This window comes from Gracilibacillus halophilus YIM-C55.5 (genome assembly GCF_000359605.1).
Classification (GTDB): Bacteria; Bacillota; Bacilli; order Bacillales; family Amphibacillaceae; genus Gracilibacillus; species Gracilibacillus halophilus.
The window spans coordinates 1-19,913 of record NZ_APML01000060.1 but is presented as its reverse complement, the minus strand read 5'-3'; the positions used below and the strand labels follow the sequence as shown (position 1 = coordinate 19,913).

Below are 19,913 nucleotides of genomic sequence, written 5' to 3'. Positions count from 1 at the left end.
TTTTGTAGATTTTATCTTTCAGGCTAGATAAATTTGCTTCAAGCCAGAAATATTTTACTGAGGCTAGAATTTCACGAATGAGACTAGAAATATTAATCTCAGACCAGATATCCACAACTGAAGCTAGATAAATTCGTACCCTTCTTGAGTGCTTCAAGTCATAACTATTGGCTTTATAGGGTAAAATAGATAACAAAGGAGTGATCAAATGACGTTATCGATTCCTGAGGTGACATTGCATGATGGTGTTCATATGCCCATGATCGGATTAGGATCTGTGAAATTAAAAGGGATGGAAGGTGTTACTGCCATCAGTAGTGCGATTGACAATGGCTATCGTTTGATAGATACGGCTTATAATTACGAAAATGAAGGAACTGTTGGCACTGCCATCCGTCGTAGTTCTGTTTCAAGAAAAGATCTGTTTATTACCTCCAAATTACCTGGGCGTTACCATAACTATGATGACGCCGTATTAGCCATACAAGAATCACTGTTCAGGGCAAATTTAGATTATTACGATTTATATTTAATTCACTGGCCAAATCCGATTCAAGATCAATACCTAGAAGCATGGCAAGCCTTAATCGACGCCAAAAAATGGGGACTGATTCGATCCATTGGGGTCAGTAACTTTTTACCAGAACATCTTGAACGATTAATCAACGAAACGAGCGTAACACCGAGTGTGAATCAAATCGAACTTCATCCTTTTTTCAATCAACAAGAGCAACGAAAGTGGCATGAATCGCATCTCATTGTGACAGAATCATGGAGCCCGCTCTATCGTACTGGAGAAATACTTCAGAATGACATACTTCAACCGATAGCTAACAAATATAATAAAAGTGTCGCTCAAATCATTTTGCGCTGGCACTATCAATTGGGTACAGTTTCCATTCCCCGATCTTCCTCACCCATAAGACAACGGGAGAATTTGATGATTTTTGATTTTTCCTTAGACAGTGAAGATATGGAAGTAATCAATCACATGTCAATACAAGACGGTCGCATCAATGATCAAGACCCTGCCGTTTACGAGGAATTCTAACTAAGTCACACTCAGCTATCTACTTGTTAGCTGAGTTTTGGCTTGTCTGAATGTCATGAGTCGCTACGTTTTTTCTGGCATCACATAAACGTTTCTAGCCTGACATTCTTTTTTCTCGTCTCACATCACAAAAAAGGAGAGCTACAATCACTTAGCTCTCCTTTAACACTGTTTATAAATTATCAACTGCAGCGCGTTCGATACTGAGTCCTTTCTTGTATCGCGCCATAAACTGTTCAAATCCTTGCACATCTTCTGGATCAGGATTGATTGTTTTCACTGATTGATTGCCAAAGACATTCTCATTTAAGTATGCTTCTAAGGTTTGACCTTGTTTTTGATGTTTTAAGTAGGCGCCGAGTAAAGCAATGCCCCATGCACCGCCTTCTCCTGCAGTTTCCATAACAGAAACAGGGGTATCAAAGGCCCCAGCAAGCAGACTCTGTGCTACACCTTCTGTCTTGAAGATACCACCATGGCCTAATACTTCATCCAACTTTACGTTTTCCTCTTTTAATAGGATATCCATACCGATTTTCATAGCACCAAATGCTGTAAATAAATGCGTTCGCATAAAATTAGCTAAAGTAAACTGACTTTCGGATGAACGAGCAAATAACGGGCGTCCTTCTTCGAAATGGGTCATGTGCTCACCAGATAGGTAACCATATGATAGCAAGCCGCCGCCATCAGCATCTCCTTTCAGTGCTTGATGAAATAACGTGCTGAATAACGTGTCTGCGTCAACGTCTGCACCGATCGCCTTAGAAAATTCTCCAAACAAACCGACCCATGCATTTAAATCAGATGTACAGTTATTCGAATGCGCCATGGCAACTAAATTTCCCGTTGGCGTCGTGACTAGATCAATTTCGGGATATACTTTCGATAAATCCTTTTCAAGTACAACCATGGCAAACGCAGATGTACCAGCTGAAACATTCCCTGTTCGTTTCGCTACACTGTTTGTCGCAACCATACCAGTGCCAGCATCGCCTTCTGGTGGACAGAGCGGTATACCTGATTGTAATTCGCCGCTCACATCAAGTAACTTCGCCCCTTCTGCCGTAAGCGTTCCAGCATCTTCACCTGCCACTAATACTTCAGGTAAGATGTCTTCGAGCTTCCATGCGAAATTTCGTGAAGCGACTTGTTCATTAAATTGATTGATCATATTCTGATTAAAGCTTTTTGTCTCTAAATCAATTGGGAATACACCTGAGGCTTCGCCGACTCCTAGCACCTTTTCCCCAGTTAGTTGCCAATGGATATAACCAGCTAACGTTGTTTGAAAATCAATTTCTGATACATGATCTTCTTTGTTTAAAATCGCTTGGTATAAATGAGCAATACTCCAACGTTGCGGAATATTATAGTTAAACAATTCTGTTAGTGCTTTCGATGCTTCTTCTGTAATATTGTTACGCCAAGTACGGAATGGCACAAGAAGTTCTTCATCTTTATTAAACGCCATGTAACCGTGCATCATCCCGCTAAATCCGATCGCACCAATCGTTTGTAGTTTTACATCGTACTGTTTTTTTACGTCTGCTACTAAATTTTGATAACTATCTTGCAACCCGCTCCAAATGTCATCTAAACTATATGTCCAAATATTATCCACATAACTATTTTCCCAATCATGACTTCCGGACGCGATCGGTTCATGATTTGCACCAATCAATACCGACTTGATTCTCGTAGAGCCTAGTTCAATCCCCAGTACTGTCTCACCATTTTCAATCATTTGTTTCACATCATGACTCATACCATTTCCCCCTACTCTCATCATTTAATCACCATCACACGAGTTGATAGTAGCGCTTTCATAGATTTTGAAAAAACAAAGCTTGCTATGATTATAAACTTGTATGTACGACTAGTTACGTATACATCTATTAGTAATATTAACGAATATATCTATATATTATCATTCGTCCATTCCCTCGTCAAATAAAATTGTACGTACGTGTTAATGAGCAAAAAAAGAAGAGCCTCAAAGACTCTTCATTGGGAGAGATAAATCGCACACATATTAGTGGTTATGCATTTAATAGAATGAAGCGCCAACGATAATTAACAAAATAAATAGAACAACAATTAACACAAAGCTATTATTGTATCCCCCACAACTCATTAAGAGTCACCACCTTTTCACAATGTCTAATACATATTATGAAAAGATTCACTTTTTGACTGGGCGTTCATTGATTCATTCCCTAACCGCCTCTACATCCCTTATACTTAGAATTCGGATACAAAATATGGTATATTACTTATAAAGGAGTGGATACTTTGAACACGTCAAACCGTTTCTTCCAATTTATTGGTGGAAAAAATATTTTTTACATATTAACTTTCTTTATTTTAGTTGGCATCACCATTTTTATTTATACGAAAATCTCATTTGTCTTTTATCCATTACAGGTGATCATTACGACCATTGCACCTCCTGTTATACTAGCCTTTATCGCTTATTACTTACTAAACCCTATTGTCAATTTATTAGAACGTTTCCGCATTCACCGGCTATGGGGAATTATTTTATTAATTCTCGGTATTAGCGGTGGATTAACAGGTGTCATTTTAATATCAGCGCCTGCAATTGAGTCACAAGTGAACGATTTAATAAAAACCTTTCCTCATTATGTGCAACAATTGGGGCATGAAATGACAAATTGGATCCAGCATTCCTTTTTAGCGCCATATTATGATGATGGATATAACTGGGTCATGGACAGGCTAAGTGAGTTACCTGAACTGATTGGAAGTTCGATTTCAGACGGTTACCAAGGAATACAAAACATTGCTAGCACCATTACGAGTACAGTTGTATCCATTATTACGTTTCCGTTTGTTTTGTTTTTCCTACTCAAGGATGGGGAAAAATTTCGTAAAATAACAATTAAAGTGTTTCCACCAAGGTTCCGTGACGATATCAAAGAAGTCTTGGCAAAAATGGATACACAAGTGGGTTCATACATACAAGGACAAATCATTGTAGCCACAGTCATCGGTATCCTTCTATTTATAGGATATTTGATCATCGGTCTTGATTATGCATTCACATTAGCGATTGTCGCTGCGGTTACTAGCGTAGTTCCTTATATCGGCCCAACGATTGCCATTATTCCAGCTGCGATTATCGCCATCGTCAACTCGCCATTTATGTTATTAAAACTGGCTATTGTTTGGATCGCTGTACAGTTTTTAGAAGGAAATTTCGTATCACCGAATATCATGGGCAAAACAATGCACATTCACCCATTAACCATTATTCTCGTCTTGCTCATCGCGGGTAACTTATTTGGTGTTATTGGTGTGATTCTCGGAATTCCAGGTTATGCGATTGTACGAGTTCTTGGTGATTATTTATTCCAGAAATTTAAGCAACGATATAACAAATACTTCGGCGAAGAAAGTGGAGCCTATGAAATGGACGAATAACATAAGTGCGAACTGCTCCATTTTCTTTCTTTTTTATTGTATGATAAAGAACAGAAACTGAAAGCGATAACGAAAAAGGGAGTCGAGAGAAATGAGTCGATATACAAATTGGGCAGGCAATTATACGTATCAAGCATCAAACTGGTACGAACCTGATACCATTCAACAAGTACAAGAGATTGTAGCGAATTGCCATAAGATCCGTGTGGTTGGATCACGTCATTCGTTTAACGGAATAGCCGATTCTACAGAAAACATTCTGTCGCTCGAACGTCTGAATCAAGTCATTCGCTTTGACCATCAACAGCAAACAATTACTGTTGAAGGTGGCATGAAGTATAGTGATCTAAGTACATATGTCGATCAAAAAGGCTTTGCGATTGAAAATTTAGCATCACTTCCACATATATCCGTGGCCGGTGCTTGTGCCACAGCAACTCATGGATCTGGTGATAACAATCGCAATTTATCTTCAAGTGTACGAGCGATGGAAGTCGTCAATGCTAGCGGTGAAATGATCCATTTTTCACGTGACAAACATCTAGAAGAAATGCATGCTGCTTCCGTTGGACTAGGTGCATTCGGTGTCATTACAAAAGTGACGCTTGATTTAATTCCTGCATTTCAAATGAAGCAAGATGTTTATGATGATTTACCTTTGGCACAATTAGAACAACATTTAGATGACATTTTTTCAAGTGCTTATAGTGTCAGTTTATTTACTGATTGGAAAAGCGAAACGTTTAATCAAGTGTGGTTAAAAGATGTTTGTACCGATGATAAAACAATGACTCTGCCTGATGATTTCTTTGGGGCTAAACGAGCTAGAGACAGTCGCCACCCGATTCCTGGACAAGGAACAGAAAACTGCACGGAACAGTTAGGTGTTCCAGGGCCATGGTATGAGCGATTGCCACATTTTCGCATCGATTTTACACCTAGTAGCGGTGAGGAATTACAAAGTGAATATATAGTTCCACGTAAATACGCTTACGATGCGTTGGCTGCGATCAATACCATTCGCGAGCTGATTGCACCACATTTGCACATTTCAGAAATACGTTCGATTGCCAAGGACGAACTATGGATGAGTCCATGTTACCAACAAGATTCCATTGGCCTTCATTTCACATGGAAGAAAGATTGGGAAGCTGTTCAGCAAGTATTACCAAAAGTCGAGGAAGTGCTTCAACCTTTCCATGCTCGTCCGCATTGGGGAAAACTTTTTACGATGAACCCAAGTCATGTACAATCATTGTTTGTTAGATTACCAGACTTCAAGAGATTCCTACTAACCTATGATCCAAGTGGAAAGTTTCGTAATTCGTTTATAGATACCTATATTTTCGGAAAGTAACAAATATGGGACAAGATCCAGTCTTGTCCCTATATTAATACGTAAATAACATGGCGATGATGACATGATCGGTAATGAAAAGAGATGGTGAAAAATGATACATATTTATCTGGTTTGACGTGAGGGATTCTAGCTTCACGTTTTTTTATCTGGCGTGACGCGAACAATTCTGGCTTCACGTTTCTTTATCTAGCGTGATGCAAATAATTCTGGCTTCACACTCTTTTTTCTAGCGTCATTCAAAATACGGTTTGATTTCTCCTGTCGTAGCATTCACGCCATATGAGGTATCCAGTTTTCCATATAGGCGAAATTGCCTATGTTCTGGTTGATACACGTAGTATGGTTCTAACGTCAAATATGGTTTGATTTGCTGAAAGGTTGTTTGATGACTGATGTTCACTTCGCCTTGGTGATGAAAATCTTCGATCATTTCCTGCATAACATGGTTATCGAATTCATTTACTAAATGTTGACCATCACTGTCAAAAATGAGAGAGACTTTTCGCGGAAAGAGCTGTAGACCACTACTCGACTTCAAAATTTTCGCAATCAGATAACCTTGTGTTCGTTGTACTGCGCTAAGTATCCAGCCACCCGATTCATTAGGAAATGTCTGACTAAAGTATCTTTGTGACAACTGGACGATACGATCGATTTCATCTAATGAAATTGGTGTCAAATCAGGATGTGGATCTTGCCTAAAAGCTTGATCAAGCGTTACTTCTTCAGTCAACTCAACCTTTTGGAATTCAAAAGTGGTTGTCGATGATTCACGCCAAGTTAGAACTTGATTTACCGGTGTCTGTCCATATGAATAAGGTAAGTATTCTTGCGTCGATTCATTATCATTTCCAATAAATATTTCTTCAATGCCATAAACGGGGGTAATGGTTTCAGCTTCATAGTCAGGATAATCAATGAATTGCCACTGTTTTTCAGCAATTTTATCAACTTTATGTAATGTTAGAGCAAATGACTCTTCATAAACATCACCGTCAGATGGGAACGGTTCAATCACCGAATAGAAAACAATCCTCCCCTCTTGATCCAGTCTCACATCTATAGAACCTCCTGGATATATAGCAGTTCCATTCCAGCAAGCCGTAAATAAAAATTGACGATCTTCTTGTTTTGTTAGTTTAAATTGTTTTTCATAAGACAAACCTGTTTCTGTTTCAATCCAAGAGATAATTTGGTTAAGGTCGTTACTTTTGAATGTTGGTCCACTCGAATATGTGAGCCCATTAACAAATATCGCCGAATACACTTGTTTCGTGTGTATGTCTATGTCGATTGAGGCCGTTCCATCTGGGTTACTCCCATCCTCTTCTACCGATGCATGTTCAGGGAGCCATTCGATTGTCAGTGAATATACCGTTTCATTAAAAATATTCACTTTTCGGCTCAAATGGTAGTCTTTAAATGTATAATTTTTTAAATCAAATTTCTTTTCAATAAGGTCGAGATATGGTTTCAATCGTGCATCCATTTCTTACCACCTTTTTCTAAGTTTTCTCAGCCATCTGACTAGACTTCGAAATCTTTCCTAATATAAAACGCAAAATAAAATAGAATACAAGGAAGTTCAATAAAATGCCAAACATACCTACATTCACTCCTCTTCCTCTGTTAAAAAACAAGTTCGGAATAACAAAATGAGCATCAACTACGCTGTAAATCGTTATGAACGGAAACGGAAAACCATAAGAATATACGAAACGGTCAGAACCAAAATGATCAGGAGTGAAATCTGGAATTAATGTCGCTAAAAGGATCACCATCACGAGCGAAAGAAAAAGGATTTGTTTATTGAAAACACCTTTCCCCCATTCTTTTTTTCGATAGAGAAAAAACATAATCACTAAGGAACCAATAAATGCTGTCCATCCTATATAACGTTCGGCATTTTCGCCAAATATGGGATAGTACATCAGGAAACTTATAAAATTTAACAGTACTGCCATCAGAACAAATATAACGACAAATCGCAATGACTCTAATGCAACTCGCACTCTGTTTTCCCCCTTATTTAGAATAAATCATGTAAAAGCGTACTTTTGCGTTCATAGTAATTGAATACTTACATCTATAATAACATAATATTCCAGTCATTAATAAATACATTGCAACTTCCCACTTATGGAGCAAATCCATAAAAAATCAAAACAAACATATATAAAAATACTAAAGAAGCTACTAGTAATAACAGAAACCAAACCGTGTACATTCCTATTCTAATCCATTTTTGTTCAAACGTGATCGTAGCCATTTTGAATAGGGAGTATGAAAAAAGAAGAAATGTAGGGACGATATACAAAAACGCGAAAACAACTACCCAATTATTTAAAACCTTAAATCCCCCGTCTACGGGAGCTTCATACAATCGATATGTGGATGAAATATAAAATATACCGGACAGAAATACAATCGATTGCAACATAAAGTAAGTAAAAATTGTAAATCGAACAGCCTTTTTTTCTCTTTTTAACGCAAAATACATGAAAACTAAAAATACTAACACTACGATAACTCTAAACATTCGTTCACTCTCCACTTATTCATACGACATATAATCTATAGGTGCATACTTTCATTATAACAGATATTTTTCCTAAACAATTAAAATTAAAGAAAAATATGTAAGTCCAATTGTGTTTTACTGGTATTTAAAGTAAAATAAAAGCCATTGAGGGGGGATAAATTTATGAAAGGATTTAAAAAACATTTTATAGACATTCCCACTTTTGAAACGGGGCGACTCTGTTTAAGAAAATTGACTCTTGCTGACTTAGATGACGTCTTCAATTTCTGTTCGAATCCAAAAGTAGCAGAACCTATGACTTGGGAAACCAATAAAACGAAAGAAGTGACGCATGAATTCCTAAAAAGCGTTGTTAACGGTTATGAAAAAGGCGAATCAGCCGAATGGGCCATCGTTTGGAAGACAAATCAGCGAGTCATTGGCGTCGTGGCCATAATCAATTGGAGTAATACACACAAAAGTATTGAAGTTGGATATTTCCTATCAGAGTCTTACTGGGCACAAGGAATTGTCACGGAAGCATTAATCAAAGTAATTCAGTATGGCTTCTCAGAGCTAAAAGCAAATCGAATCGAGGGTAGATGTGACATACATAACGTAGGTTCTCAAAAAGTATTGAAAAAAGTAGGCATGACTTATGAAGGGACACTGCGTAAAAACGAATTTATAAAAGGTGAGTTTAGAGATACTCAAATCTATTCCATACTTGCCGATGAATTTAATTGGAATGAACAGATATGATTAAGCGATACTTTTTAGCAGTTGCGCTTCCTTTCGTCTAGCTTCTCTAGAATGGTAGGTATTTCCCCTAAATCTTCCACTACTGAATCAGCTACAACATTTCCCCAATAATCATCTTTCTTCCATATCGTTTTCATACCTACGTTCTGTGCTGCTTGTATATCTTTTTCTGGATGATCACCGACAAACATACTTTCTGAAGGCAAAACACCAAGATTGTTCAGGGCGTTTTTAAATATTTGAGGTTCAGGTTTCTTCATCCCTTCCCATTCAGAAATAAGAATTGTGTCAAAGTAATTTTCAATACCGAGTGCTATCATATTGTCCTGTTGGAATTGCCCCTTACCATTTGTGATCATTCCTAGCTTCCTATGGTTTTGCTTCAACTTTTCTAACATATCTATAAGGTTGGGAAAAGGTACACAGCAATGTTTGAATTCCTCCGTATAATCTTGAAGCAACTCTGTCCAAGCCAACGCTGTAATTTGAAACTCATCAACTAATTTTGGATACACTTTATCCTTCGATACATAACCATGATGATCAAGTTCAATAAACCTTGATACGTATTGAACTTTTGAAACATGAGGAAACCATTGACAGAATCGCTCATATTGATTTTGAATAAAATACTTCACAGACGCTTCTCGATTTAGCAATGTTCCATCCAAATCAAACACAGCCGCTTTGATCATATTCATCATCTCTTTCACTAAGATTGTTTTTTATCGATAAGTATCCCAACAATTAATCCCAATAGAATATTTGTGACAAGAATTGGGTCAATGGGGTTATGGGCACTCATGAAAATAAATGTTAAAACACCTGCAATAATGGCAAATAAGAACGCATTGTATGACATTATGAAATTCTCCTTTATGAATCGACTATTTACGATATTTTCTAAGCTGTATTGCTTGAGTTAACGTGACAATTAAAAATCCTAGCAAAAAAATGCTTCATTCTCAATTCATAATGTTTGTCACTAATGGTGCTGAATCACCCTTTCGTAAAAATGCTACTGAATACCAAAACAGTTACATCTACGAATAGTTTATGCGTTCTCATCATTTCTTTGACTTGTAAACAGATTATCTCCCGCCCACCAGAAAAAAGCATATAAACAAGAAACAGCCAATATATCAATCCATTTCTGAATATCAGCATCGCGTAAAATAGCAAAATGCCATAGTGTTTGTGAGAAAAACATGATTAAAAAATGCCGATAATATGGTTTCACCTTCTTAATCGTAAACTTCATTATTCACCAATCCTACCTCACCTTGTATAATTACAATCCCTCACTCACGATCATCATTCAACAATGATATTAGATGAATGGCTTTCCTATTTTCTTTACGTTTAATACAGACCGAACATACTCAGTTTGCCATAAAATGGTAAACTTTTTATTTGATAGAATTTCCTTAAACAAATTTTTTTGTTAAAATCATACAGAAAGGAGCTTTTTTTATGGGGGAGAAAACGAAAAAGATCATAAGAGTTATTTTCAGCATCAGTTTTATTTTTTATGTATTCATATTGCTTAGGCTATTATTTTTAAGCAGAGTTAGTGGCATTGGGACCACAGATCTTTCATTATTAGAAAGTATACGGATAAATTCTAATTTCATTCCATTTAAAACAATAAATACATACCTTCAAGCAATTTTTGATAACAGTATGAATATGGGTATACCTATAAAAAACTTATTCGGTAACTTGTTTATGTTTTTACCAATGGGGATATACTTGCCATTTTTCTTTAAATCCGTTCATCAATGGCGGAAATTTACTCTTTTGATGATCGTCATTTTATTGTTCGTAGAAATACTACAATTGTTCACAGGAAGAGGAAGTTTTGACATTGATGATTTCATACTTAATATGGTCGGTGCTTATATAGGTTTTGGCATTTGGAAAGTAAAATTTGTCAGAAGCACACTAAATTAATATTTATGTATCCTTCAACGAAAGATCTCATTTTTGTTGAAGGATACGCTTATACCTCAATATCATACTCCATTCTTTTAGCCGTTTCTTTTGCAACTGATCTTCCGTGTAGTCGAGAAATGATATGGAAAGACATATTGATACCTGCTGAAATACCACCAGAAGTAATAATTGATCCTTCGTCAACAAACTTTACATCACGCTGTACTGATACTAAAGGAAATTCCTTTTCTAGTCTTTCGATATCCATCCAATGTGTGGTCGCCCTTTTACCATCTAAAAGCCCTGCTTTCGCAAGGAGAAGAGCTCCTGTACAAACAGAAGTCATCAATTCTACCTCTAATTTCTGTTTATTTATCCACTGAATTACTTTTGGATTATTAATCTCTATTTTTTCAGCACCGTAGCCACCTGGCAAAATAACGATATCTAATTCAGGATGATTCGCAAAACTATAGTCTGGCGTTACATTAAGACCATTTCTGGTTGAAATCGTTTTTCCCTCTTGTGAAATAGTTGTAACTGCAAATGGTTTAATATCTGAATCAGGAAAAGTTGCAATAGAGAAAACCTCAAATGGTCCAGCAAAATCTAGTACTTCTACTTCATTAAAGATGAAAATCCCCACTGTACGCGTTACCACCCTAATCTCTCCAATACTTATATAATACTACTCGTTTGTTACTCTATCATAAAAAACAACAAAGGACCTAAAATTACTGGTAAACTCACCATAAAGATTATCTAATCAATGTTACTTCTTATTCTTCCTTGTAAGTCTGTTAAACTAAATATTCTCTGCTACTTTCCTTTCAAAAAATGAAGTTAATTCAGGAAAATGAATAACATATTTTTGTTGCCCTGTTACATCTATAATTGTATTATATATTTTATCTCCATCATACTGTATACGAATCTCAGTTTCCTGCTTTAAATCTATAACAATACCTGTTTTTAGTTCAGAAGGGACTTGTTTAATTTCAATAATTCTTTCTTCTGGAACAGCATTATATAAATCTAAAAACTTATTAATCTCATCCTGTGTGAACGTAATATCTTCTTCATTGTAATAACCATCTGCCATTATCATCATAGTCATTCTTAGTTGTGCAATCTCATCAGATTCCAAATTATTATAAATTTTTGATGACCCCTCTACGTTTGAACACCCTATTAATGCCAATATAATGAAAAAAGCTAAAACAGTGAACATTTTTTTCACAAACATATAATCACCTCCCTTAAATTGTTCAATATATCCGCTATTTTGCCGGATAATATTGTGTATATTTTACATATACATGTTATGATTTACAATAAGATAAATAACTGTAAATAAAAAGTAAGAAGGAGGTTCAATAAATTGGTGCAATATTCTTATAAACTTCGACTAACTTCACCTACAAAGCCAATAGATTTATTTAAAGGAGAAAGTAAAATTGGTATTTTACAAGGTTCATATAAAAATATCTGGACTAAAATGTTTGATTATTTCATTTTAAAAAATTCCACTTTCATTAGATTCGAAATAAAGGATAGTAATCATAACCACAGATTAACTTCTTCCAGTGTAACAAAATTAGGCAATAAGAAAGTCAAAATTATATACACACCTTCAAAAAATGAAAAAACAGAATTAGTCATCAAAGATAGTAAAATGTTTGATATAGGTGACGAAGCTACTTTTGAATATAACGAGAATACTTTTGTTATAAAAAAGCCATCTCTTAAACCTGCTAAACTTTTATTAAACAATCATCTTATAGCAGAATGGAAAGATTATCATTTGAATCGTACGGTTACCCTAGATATTTTCAACTACGATTACATACAGGATGAATATTTAATACTGGGCATATTTCATTGTTACTTTTATACAATAGATAGATAATAAAGAAACATTTCCGGCATTCACGCATGGATAAGTTGACGTGTATTGGCGTCGAAAGACATAGGAAGGGTTTAGTTATTATGGAGATTTCTTTAATTAGACATGGTAAATCTAAATTTACAGATAATCACCCTATAACAGGTGAAGAGTTTAAGAATTGGGTAAAAAGTTATGATGACATTGGAGTATTTAAAGAACACCTTTATCCTCAAGAGACACTTAACAAGATACAATCAGTAAATATAGTCATATCGAGTGACTTAAAAAGGTCAATTGAGTCAGCTAAACTTTTACATCAAAATATTAACATCACCTCTATGCCATTATTTCGAGAAACGGAACTGCCCATTCCTTTAATAAAAGGTATTAAGTTAAATCCTAATGTTTGGTTATTTACTTTAAGATGTTTGTGGTTTTTGGGGTATTCGAGGGATTGTGAGTCTATATTTAATGCTAAGCTTAGAGCACAAAAAGCAGCTCAAGTATTAATTGAACAAGCTCAAGAACATAAATCTATTGCTTTAGTTGGACATGGAGTTTTCAATATGTTCATAAGGAAGGAATTACTAAAAAAAGGGTGGATTGGTAAAAGAAAAACAAGTAGTAAACACTGGAGCTGCATGACGTATTACTTTAATAAAACCAATATTGTTAAAAACAAACATGATATTTGAACAACTGTAATCTTTGTAAACCAAATATATGTAGGTGATATTTATGTTTCTTAAAGAGATAACGTTAATTAAAGGAAATAGCGACCATAATAAGTTTCCATTTTCTATTCCCTCTATTAAAGCGTTAGAACAACTGCAAATTAAAAGTGATGTTACTTTTTTTGTAGGTGAAAATGGATCGGGCAAATCCACTTTACTCGAAGCAATAGCTTATAAATGTGATTTTAATACGGCAGGAGGTGGGAGAAATAATAATTATGAACTTCATGCAGCAGAATCTGCTCTCGGATCACACCTAAGACTATCATGGATGCCTAAAGTTACAAATGGTTTCTTCTTAAGAGCTGAATCTTTTTATGATTTTGCTACACACATTGATAAAATTGGAGGAGGAGCAGCATATGGTGAGCGTTCGTTACACCATCAATCACATGGCGAATCGTTTTTTTCTTTGTTTTTAAATAGATTTCGTGGAGAAGCTATTTATTTATTAGATGAACCAGAAGCAGCTCTATCGCCTCAAAATCAGCTAGCTTTTCTGAAAATTATCAATGACTTGGTGAAGAAAGATGGCGCACAATTGATTATCGCAACCCATTCTCCCATTCTATTAGGTTATCCAGGGGCTTCTATAATAAGTTTTGACGATGGTTTGAAAGAAGTCATTTACGAAGAAACACAACATTATCAAATTTCTAAGCTTTTTTTAAACGATAGAGATGCTATGTTAGAAAGGTTATTCGATGAAGATTAATAATTATCATTATCTTTATTCAATAATCCTGTCTCATAAGTAAAAAGTCTTATTAACTTCATTGTTACATCAATGTTCATTTGTATTTGTGAGTTATTTGCAAACCACAGTTCCCTACTTTCATCAATGAACAATTATTATCTTTTTACGACTTTTCAGCTTCGATTGATCGGAGCATTTACCCTAGCAACTTCATAGAACCCTTTAGCAATGATATCAAAAAGTATTCCTGACTAAGATTATAGTGTCTAATCAATTTCCATTTTGGTAAAATAAGTTAAAGTGAATTTTTCATTAACAGATAGGAATGTCTAAACAAGGTAGCAGGATTTTCTTTGTGAAATTTTTGCACTTCTGAAAAAGGAGAATAATATGAAAACTACAAATTACTCAAAAATAGCTGAAAAGTACGATAAAAACCAGTTTCGCGTTAAGGAAATAAAATTGGACTATGATTTAAAAGATCATTTAGAGAGCAATAAGCAGCCTGAATATAGCGTATTAGATTTATCTTGTGGAACAGGTCTTTACCTTGAAAAACAAGTTCATTATTTTAATGAAGTTAATATAAGATGGAATGGGCTTGACTTGTCAGATCAAATGTTAAAAAAGGCTAGTGAAAAAGTGCCAAACGTAGAATTTATTAATGCTAATGTTGAGGATATGCCGTATCATTCAGATGCATTTGATTTTATTTCTAATAATTATGCATTTCATCATTATAGCAATAAGGAGCAAGCATTAAATGAGGTATATCGTGTATTAAGAAAAGGTGGTATTTATAAATTACATAACATATCCATCCACGATATGTCTAAATGGTGGGTTTATCACTACTTTCCAACAGCTTATTATGAAGATTTAAAAAGGTTTTGGAATAAAGATGTTATTTTTAACGAGCTTACAGTAAGAGGGTTAGAAGTAAACCTAAAAATCGAGTACAAAATGGAGAAAATAAAAGTAAATGATTATTTGGATTATGCTGTAAACAGAGAGATTTCTGTACTGACTTTAATTCCAGATAATGATTATGAAGAGGGGTTAGAAAGAATGAAATATGATATAAAAACTAATACAGACAAAACAATAGTCAATGACTTTGCAGAAATGTTTTGTATCGCTAAAAAATTATAGAATTCTCATAAAACAGGTGCATTACCAAATGCTTTTTTTAGTAACGTATTTATAATTGGGGGGAGTTACTATGTATTTACTTATATCAATTATTCTAAGTTCCATTTTAGGTTACGTATTAATGATGATGGGGCCACTTGTAGGTGGTATTGTTGCTTTTGGAATTGTAGTAGGTTGCATTTTTAGAGGGTTGTATTTACTAAATGATATTCATAAAAGAATTTCAAATATATCACCAGAAGAGGATAGAACCCAAATCACCAAAAGATAAACAAATTATTGTTTACGATTGGAAAATAATCTCGATTCCAAAGACCTACTCACAATCAAAACCATTTCTTTCGCTGGTCTTATCTATATTTTGCGTTCGCTTAATTCGTTTAATGGTATTTGGAAGATTTAAGGTTCTCCAAGTTTCAAGACCTCCATAGTGTTAATGTAAAATAGCAGTTAAGTGCAACCTCTAACAAAATCAGATATATCGCACCAAATCATATATAGTTTTTAATTGTACTATATTAGCCGTTTCGTAATCCACGCCAACTCCAATCCCAAATCCTTTTATCCTCATTCTCATTGCTAATTCAATATCAACTTTTGAATCTCCAATAATAAAAGATTCTAATATTTTTATATCTGGGTATTTCTCTATTGCTTGTTGTATCATCCCGTTTCGGGGCTTTATACATTTACACCCCTCATTTTTTCCATGAGGGCAATAAAAAACATCAAGAACATCAATGTTATGGTTTTCCAGTTCTCTAATCATTTGATTATTTATATTATGGTATTGCTCAAATGTGATGTATCCTTCGTTAATTATGTATTGATTGGTAATAATAATAACTTTATATCCCTTAGTCATTACTTCCTGGAGCGTATTGATGGCACCATCCATAAAAACAGGATGCATTATTGAAGTCCATTCATGGTCTGGATAATCCTTGATGATGGTGCCATCTCTATCAAAAAATGCAACCTTCATAATTTCTCCCCTATCTATGTATGACTTTTCATGCCCATAAGACCAACGTGTTTAACAATCTCTATCCCTTAAATAAGGCTCTTATTGAAACCGATACTTTTAGCTTCATATCCCATACTTGTATAGAAGTGATGTGCAGCTTCTCTCTCTTTACGATTTCCACTGTTTATAGATACTGTGATGGCGCCTTGATTTTTTGCCCAGCATTCCACTTCTTTTATCAGTTTCTTACCTATCCCCTTTCTTCGATAATCTATGTCTACAACAAAAGCTACAATTTGAACATATGAACCATCATATTCATAAAACAAACCCGTACATAAACCTGCCATTCCAACAATTTTTCCATCCATTTCCGCCACTAGTGTATGATAGTTTAGGTTGGCAGTAATAGTTTTCAACCTAATTTTAAACTTATCGATTGATGTTGGATAACCAAGTTGTTCCATTAATAATACCAGGTCAGGGACATCATTTATCGAAGCTTCTCTAATATCCATCACTATCCCCCCAATGTCATAATGACTCATTATTTCTCTAAGCAAATATACATTCTATGGACAAACGCTAGTTATTGAACGACACTTGAACATCATTAACAAACACTGCATTTCCAGTAATTTGAACATCAAGTGATTGACTATTTTTAGAAACTTGGGCAACAACCCGACCATCTTTTCCAATTTCATGGCCTTGCTCCACTATAAGCTTTAAAGGTTCTGTAAAATTATCTTTTATGTATTTTGCATAAAAAGCCCCCATTATCCCTGATGCTGTACCCGTTACGGCATCTTCAATTGTTCGTGAGTATGGTGAGGAGAAATGTCGAGCGTGCATATCAGCTTTAGAATCATAAGATTCCAGACAAAAAGGATGAACGGATGATTTTGGTATTTCATTTAAAAGTTTAGGAAACTGCTTGTTTTGCGGTTCCATTTTTTGAAAAACATCAAGATTTTTTATCGGTATTAGTAGAGTCCAAGTACCTGTACTTCCATATAGTATTGGTAAATCTACGCGTAGGTCTGATTTATTTAGTCCTATCGAGTTCGCTAAATCTTTTTTTGAACCTTTAAATTCCTTGAATTGGGGAGATGCCTGCTTCATTGTTATGAATAGTTCACCGTCATCTGATGTGTTAATTTTAATCGGAAGAGTGCCAGCGTTCGTTTCAATTGTTAAATCTTTTTTATCGCCCAATAACCCTTTACTTTTTAAAGCATAAACAGTTGCCATTGTTGCATGACCACATAAATTCATTTCATGACCTGGTGTAAAAAATCGTATTCTATGGTCAGCTACACTCGATTTAACTCGAAAAGCAGTCTCATTAAAGCCAACTTTGAAAGCAACTTCTTGCATTTCTGCATCTGTTAATTCATCACCATTAAAAACTACTCCCGCAGGATTTCCCTTATTTGGTTCTTTACTAAACGCATCATAATGATACACCGTTATCGACTTCAAATACCCATCCTCCCTAAATAGGACATTTAGTACTATTTGTAGATTCCTAATAAGTGTAAGTAGGTTCCATTCATTTTTCAACATCTTCTGGCCCCTCAAAAATCGTAACCATCAAAATAAAAGGTGTAAGAATTTTGTAACTTTGCTTGTAAGTGCGAGGGATAGTTGTTTTACCACCACCAGAAAGAGTAGCAATTGCAATAAAATCGGATACTTTTCTTTCTTCATAAAAACCTCCAGTTCAAATGACTAGAACAGCATCTTATACTAATATGCCACATTAGTTAAAGACATTTATTTAGTTTATTTTACCATAAAGGTATTAATTTTCCTATAATGCACCTTATGTAGTAGTTTACGTTGTAAGATATATTAACAAGGTGTCAACTATAATTAAGATTGCACAACTAGTTTGGAAAATTAAAGATTTATAGTATGATTATGGTATAATAAGTTAAAAAAAGTTATTCAACTAACGCGAAGGTTAGCATAAAAGGAGAGTTTTGTTTGATAAGTAATATAGGTTTACCAGGTTTAATTTTACTTTTGATTATTTTTACTCTAATTGTTGGAGGCATTTGGTTATTAGTTCGTCTGCTCTCAAAAAGATAACTATCATTTGAAGAGATGTACTTAAACAAATGGGGGCTAGAGTTGAACAAGGCAATCAATGATTGTCTAATATTTTTCAAAACAAATGGAATATTATGTTATTATTGAATTAGAGATTTTGAGCTAACGAAGCAGAAATATTTAAGAAAACCTCTGTTTTAAATGTAATTTATATATTTAATTATGTAAAATATATGTTACTATTTTTATGAGGAGGGATTACACCACTTGAAAAATAAAGTTAAGATATCTCGTGTTCAAGTTGATTTAACTCAGCAACAATTAGCTGAAAAGATTGGTGTCACTCGACAAACAATTAGTTTAATTGAAAAAGGAAATTATAATCCAACCTTAAAGTTATGTCTGGAAATTTGCTATGCAGTACATAAAAGTTTGGATGAAGTATTTTGGATAGAAAGGGAGAGTGATGAACAATGAAAAAAATTAAAGATGAACGTTTAATCTTGGTAAATTTAAAAAATATCCGTATAACGTATATTATTCAAACAGTTGGTATCATTGGCATATTGGGATATGACTTAGTTACAAAAGGATTAGATGGAATGAGAGAAAATCCTTTATGGATTGTATTCATGTTATCAATTGTCGTTTCTGCTTATCTATCAATGAATGTTAGTGTTGACTATGAAAACAATGAAAAATCACCAAAAAAAGGATTCTTTCTATCGTTGTTTATAGTGTCCTTGATTTCAATTGTTATTGGTATCGTAACGTCAATAGGTGAGGAGTTCACTTTTATTAACGGGTTAATGATAGGCGGTATATTGTTTGTTTGTGGCCTTATTCCAGTCATATACATTTATTATATACGAACTAAACAGCAAGATGATAATTCTGATGATTAAAGATAATGAAATTTACTAACGGGTGGCGTTAGTTGAATAAAGATTCACATTTTCTGATAAAGAAACTTGCTCTTGTTAATTGCTAAACCGGCATAAATATCCAAATACATTTTAAAAATTTTTATATTGATACATGTTCATTAAACATTATAGTTAATTAACTTTTATAAGGAATCAGGGAGATGATGCTTATACATCTCAACCGCATTTGTATTTGCTTAGTATCCCATAAAGTGAGATACACTTAGTTTTGGTGGGATACTTACTAGCATATGAATATGATCTTTGCATGCATCAGCCTCGTGTATTTCAACTCCCTTCCTTTCACAAAGTTCTCTTACTATTTCTCCGATGCTTTTTTTATATTTTCCATAGATAATTTGTCTTCTATATTTGTGGGCGCAAAAACAATGTGTAACTTACATCTCCATTGTGT

24 protein-coding genes and 1 pseudogene are annotated in these 19,913 nt (G+C 34.6%); 12 read left to right on the top strand and 13 right to left on the bottom strand.

The window, feature by feature from the left end; all coding sequences use genetic code 11:
- The first annotated feature begins 208 nt into the window (after positions 1 to 208).
- Positions 209 to 1,051, top strand: coding sequence for an aldo/keto reductase (locus tag J416_RS12095; RefSeq protein WP_003472562.1), 843 nt, complete (start codon positions 209 to 211; stop codon positions 1,049 to 1,051).
- Between the two features lie 172 nt (positions 1,052 to 1,223).
- On the opposite strand, the gene J416_RS12090 is transcribed toward J416_RS12095, so the two are convergent.
- Positions 1,224 to 2,819, bottom strand: a complete 1,596-nt coding sequence (locus tag J416_RS12090; protein WP_003472560.1) for a xylulokinase — start codon at positions 2,817 to 2,819, stop codon at positions 1,224 to 1,226.
- Between the two features lie 282 nt (positions 2,820 to 3,101).
- Positions 3,102 to 3,188, bottom strand: a complete 87-nt coding sequence (locus tag J416_RS15500) for a YjcZ family sporulation protein (RefSeq protein WP_083875594.1) — start codon at positions 3,186 to 3,188, stop codon at positions 3,102 to 3,104.
- A 158-nt stretch (positions 3,189 to 3,346) separates the two neighbouring features.
- Between J416_RS15500 and J416_RS12085 the strand changes: the two genes are divergently transcribed.
- Together J416_RS12085 and J416_RS12080 are read left to right on the top strand one after the other, a co-directional pair.
- Positions 3,347 to 4,498 carry an AI-2E family transporter gene (locus J416_RS12085; RefSeq protein WP_003472557.1) on the top strand — a complete coding sequence of 384 codons (1,152 nt, stop codon included), beginning with the start codon at positions 3,347 to 3,349 and terminating at the stop codon, positions 4,496 to 4,498.
- A gap of 91 nt (positions 4,499 to 4,589) precedes the next feature.
- Positions 4,590 to 5,855, top strand: a complete 1,266-nt coding sequence (locus J416_RS12080; protein WP_003472554.1) for an FAD-binding protein — start codon at positions 4,590 to 4,592, stop codon at positions 5,853 to 5,855.
- A 235-nt stretch (positions 5,856 to 6,090) separates the two neighbouring features.
- On the opposite strand, the gene J416_RS12075 is transcribed toward J416_RS12080, so the two are convergent.
- Both J416_RS12075 and J416_RS12070 read right to left on the bottom strand, forming a co-directional pair.
- The gene (locus J416_RS12075) at positions 6,091 to 7,347 is read right to left on the bottom strand and encodes a hypothetical protein (RefSeq protein WP_003472551.1); all 1,257 of its coding nucleotides are present in this window, start codon (positions 7,345 to 7,347) and stop codon (positions 6,091 to 6,093) included.
- A 16-nt stretch (positions 7,348 to 7,363) separates the two neighbouring features.
- Positions 7,364 to 7,870, bottom strand: coding sequence for a hypothetical protein (locus J416_RS12070; RefSeq protein WP_003472548.1), 507 nt, complete (start codon positions 7,868 to 7,870; stop codon positions 7,364 to 7,366).
- 692 nt (positions 7,871 to 8,562) lie between these two features.
- Here J416_RS12070 and J416_RS12060 point away from each other — a divergent pair.
- Positions 8,563 to 9,141, top strand: a complete 579-nt coding sequence (locus tag J416_RS12060; RefSeq protein WP_003472533.1) for a GNAT family N-acetyltransferase — start codon at positions 8,563 to 8,565, stop codon at positions 9,139 to 9,141.
- Positions 9,142 to 9,155: 14 nt separating this feature from the next.
- On the opposite strand, the gene J416_RS12055 is transcribed toward J416_RS12060, so the two are convergent.
- The 3 genes from J416_RS12055 to J416_RS12050 all read right to left on the bottom strand — a co-directional run bounded on the left by J416_RS12055 (position 9,156) and on the right by J416_RS12050 (position 10,402).
- A complete protein-coding gene (locus J416_RS12055; protein ID WP_003472532.1) occupies positions 9,156 to 9,836 on the bottom strand; it encodes an HAD family hydrolase in 681 nt (226 codons plus the stop codon).
- 17 nt (positions 9,837 to 9,853) lie between these two features.
- On the bottom strand, positions 9,854 to 10,003 hold the full coding sequence (locus tag J416_RS15820; protein ID WP_156809588.1) for a hypothetical protein: 150 nt from the start codon (positions 10,001 to 10,003) through the stop codon (positions 9,854 to 9,856).
- Positions 10,004 to 10,195: 192 nt separating this feature from the next.
- Positions 10,196 to 10,402, bottom strand: a complete 207-nt coding sequence (locus J416_RS12050) for a hypothetical protein (protein WP_003472530.1) — start codon at positions 10,400 to 10,402, stop codon at positions 10,196 to 10,198.
- A gap of 212 nt (positions 10,403 to 10,614) precedes the next feature.
- Between J416_RS12050 and J416_RS12045 the strand changes: the two genes are divergently transcribed.
- A complete protein-coding gene (locus J416_RS12045) occupies positions 10,615 to 11,094 on the top strand; it encodes a VanZ family protein (protein ID WP_003472528.1) in 480 nt (159 codons plus the stop codon).
- 49 nt (positions 11,095 to 11,143) lie between these two features.
- Here the strand turns inward: J416_RS12045 and J416_RS12040 are convergent, their stop codons facing one another.
- A complete protein-coding gene (locus tag J416_RS12040) occupies positions 11,144 to 11,737 on the bottom strand; it encodes a DJ-1/PfpI family protein (protein ID WP_003472526.1) in 594 nt (197 codons plus the stop codon).
- A 144-nt stretch (positions 11,738 to 11,881) separates the two neighbouring features.
- On the bottom strand, positions 11,882 to 12,322 hold the full coding sequence (locus tag J416_RS12035) for a hypothetical protein (protein ID WP_003472524.1): 441 nt from the start codon (positions 12,320 to 12,322) through the stop codon (positions 11,882 to 11,884).
- 138 nt (positions 12,323 to 12,460) lie between these two features.
- Between J416_RS12035 and J416_RS12030 the strand changes: the two genes are divergently transcribed.
- The 5 genes from J416_RS12030 (at position 12,461) to J416_RS12010 (ending at position 15,818) form a co-directional block, all read left to right on the top strand.
- Positions 12,461 to 12,985 (top strand): tubby C-terminal domain-like protein, encoded by a 525-nt coding sequence (locus J416_RS12030; protein ID WP_420805446.1) that lies wholly within the window; start codon positions 12,461 to 12,463, stop codon positions 12,983 to 12,985.
- 80 nt (positions 12,986 to 13,065) lie between these two features.
- Positions 13,066 to 13,659, top strand: a complete 594-nt coding sequence (locus J416_RS12025) for a histidine phosphatase family protein (RefSeq protein WP_003472521.1) — start codon at positions 13,066 to 13,068, stop codon at positions 13,657 to 13,659.
- 43 nt (positions 13,660 to 13,702) lie between these two features.
- Complete coding sequence (locus J416_RS12020) at positions 13,703 to 14,413, top strand: AAA family ATPase (RefSeq protein WP_003472520.1); 711 nt, start codon at positions 13,703 to 13,705, stop codon at positions 14,411 to 14,413.
- 372 nt (positions 14,414 to 14,785) lie between these two features.
- Complete coding sequence (locus tag J416_RS12015) at positions 14,786 to 15,547, top strand: class I SAM-dependent methyltransferase (RefSeq protein ID WP_003472519.1); 762 nt, start codon at positions 14,786 to 14,788, stop codon at positions 15,545 to 15,547.
- 70 nt (positions 15,548 to 15,617) lie between these two features.
- Positions 15,618 to 15,818: a hypothetical protein gene (locus J416_RS12010; protein ID WP_003472518.1), complete on the top strand. Its 201-nt coding sequence runs from the start codon at positions 15,618 to 15,620 to the stop codon at positions 15,816 to 15,818.
- Between the two features lie 201 nt (positions 15,819 to 16,019).
- Here the strand turns inward: J416_RS12010 and J416_RS12005 are convergent, their stop codons facing one another.
- From J416_RS12005 to J416_RS11995, 3 genes are all read right to left on the bottom strand, one after another.
- Positions 16,020 to 16,532 (bottom strand): D-glycero-alpha-D-manno-heptose-1,7-bisphosphate 7-phosphatase, encoded by a 513-nt coding sequence (locus J416_RS12005; protein WP_003472517.1) that lies wholly within the window; start codon positions 16,530 to 16,532, stop codon positions 16,020 to 16,022.
- A 68-nt stretch (positions 16,533 to 16,600) separates the two neighbouring features.
- A complete protein-coding gene (locus J416_RS12000; protein ID WP_003472516.1) occupies positions 16,601 to 17,032 on the bottom strand; it encodes a GNAT family N-acetyltransferase in 432 nt (143 codons plus the stop codon).
- Between the two features lie 67 nt (positions 17,033 to 17,099).
- Positions 17,100 to 17,999, bottom strand: coding sequence for a PhzF family phenazine biosynthesis isomerase (locus tag J416_RS11995; RefSeq protein WP_003472514.1), 900 nt, complete (start codon positions 17,997 to 17,999; stop codon positions 17,100 to 17,102).
- An 840-nt stretch (positions 18,000 to 18,839) separates the two neighbouring features.
- Here J416_RS11995 and J416_RS11990 point away from each other — a divergent pair.
- Positions 18,840 to 19,049 carry a helix-turn-helix transcriptional regulator gene (locus J416_RS11990; RefSeq protein WP_003472512.1) on the top strand — a complete coding sequence of 70 codons (210 nt, stop codon included), beginning with the start codon at positions 18,840 to 18,842 and terminating at the stop codon, positions 19,047 to 19,049.
- Positions 19,046 to 19,477, top strand: a complete 432-nt coding sequence (locus tag J416_RS11985; protein WP_003472511.1) for a hypothetical protein — start codon at positions 19,046 to 19,048, stop codon at positions 19,475 to 19,477. Before J416_RS11990 ends, J416_RS11985 begins: the two co-directional genes overlap by 4 nt.
- A gap of 221 nt (positions 19,478 to 19,698) precedes the next feature.
- Here J416_RS11985 and tnpA read toward each other — a convergent pair.
- A pseudogene (gene tnpA, locus J416_RS15495) lies at positions 19,699 to 19,913 on the bottom strand (IS200/IS605 family transposase); the annotation flags it as partial.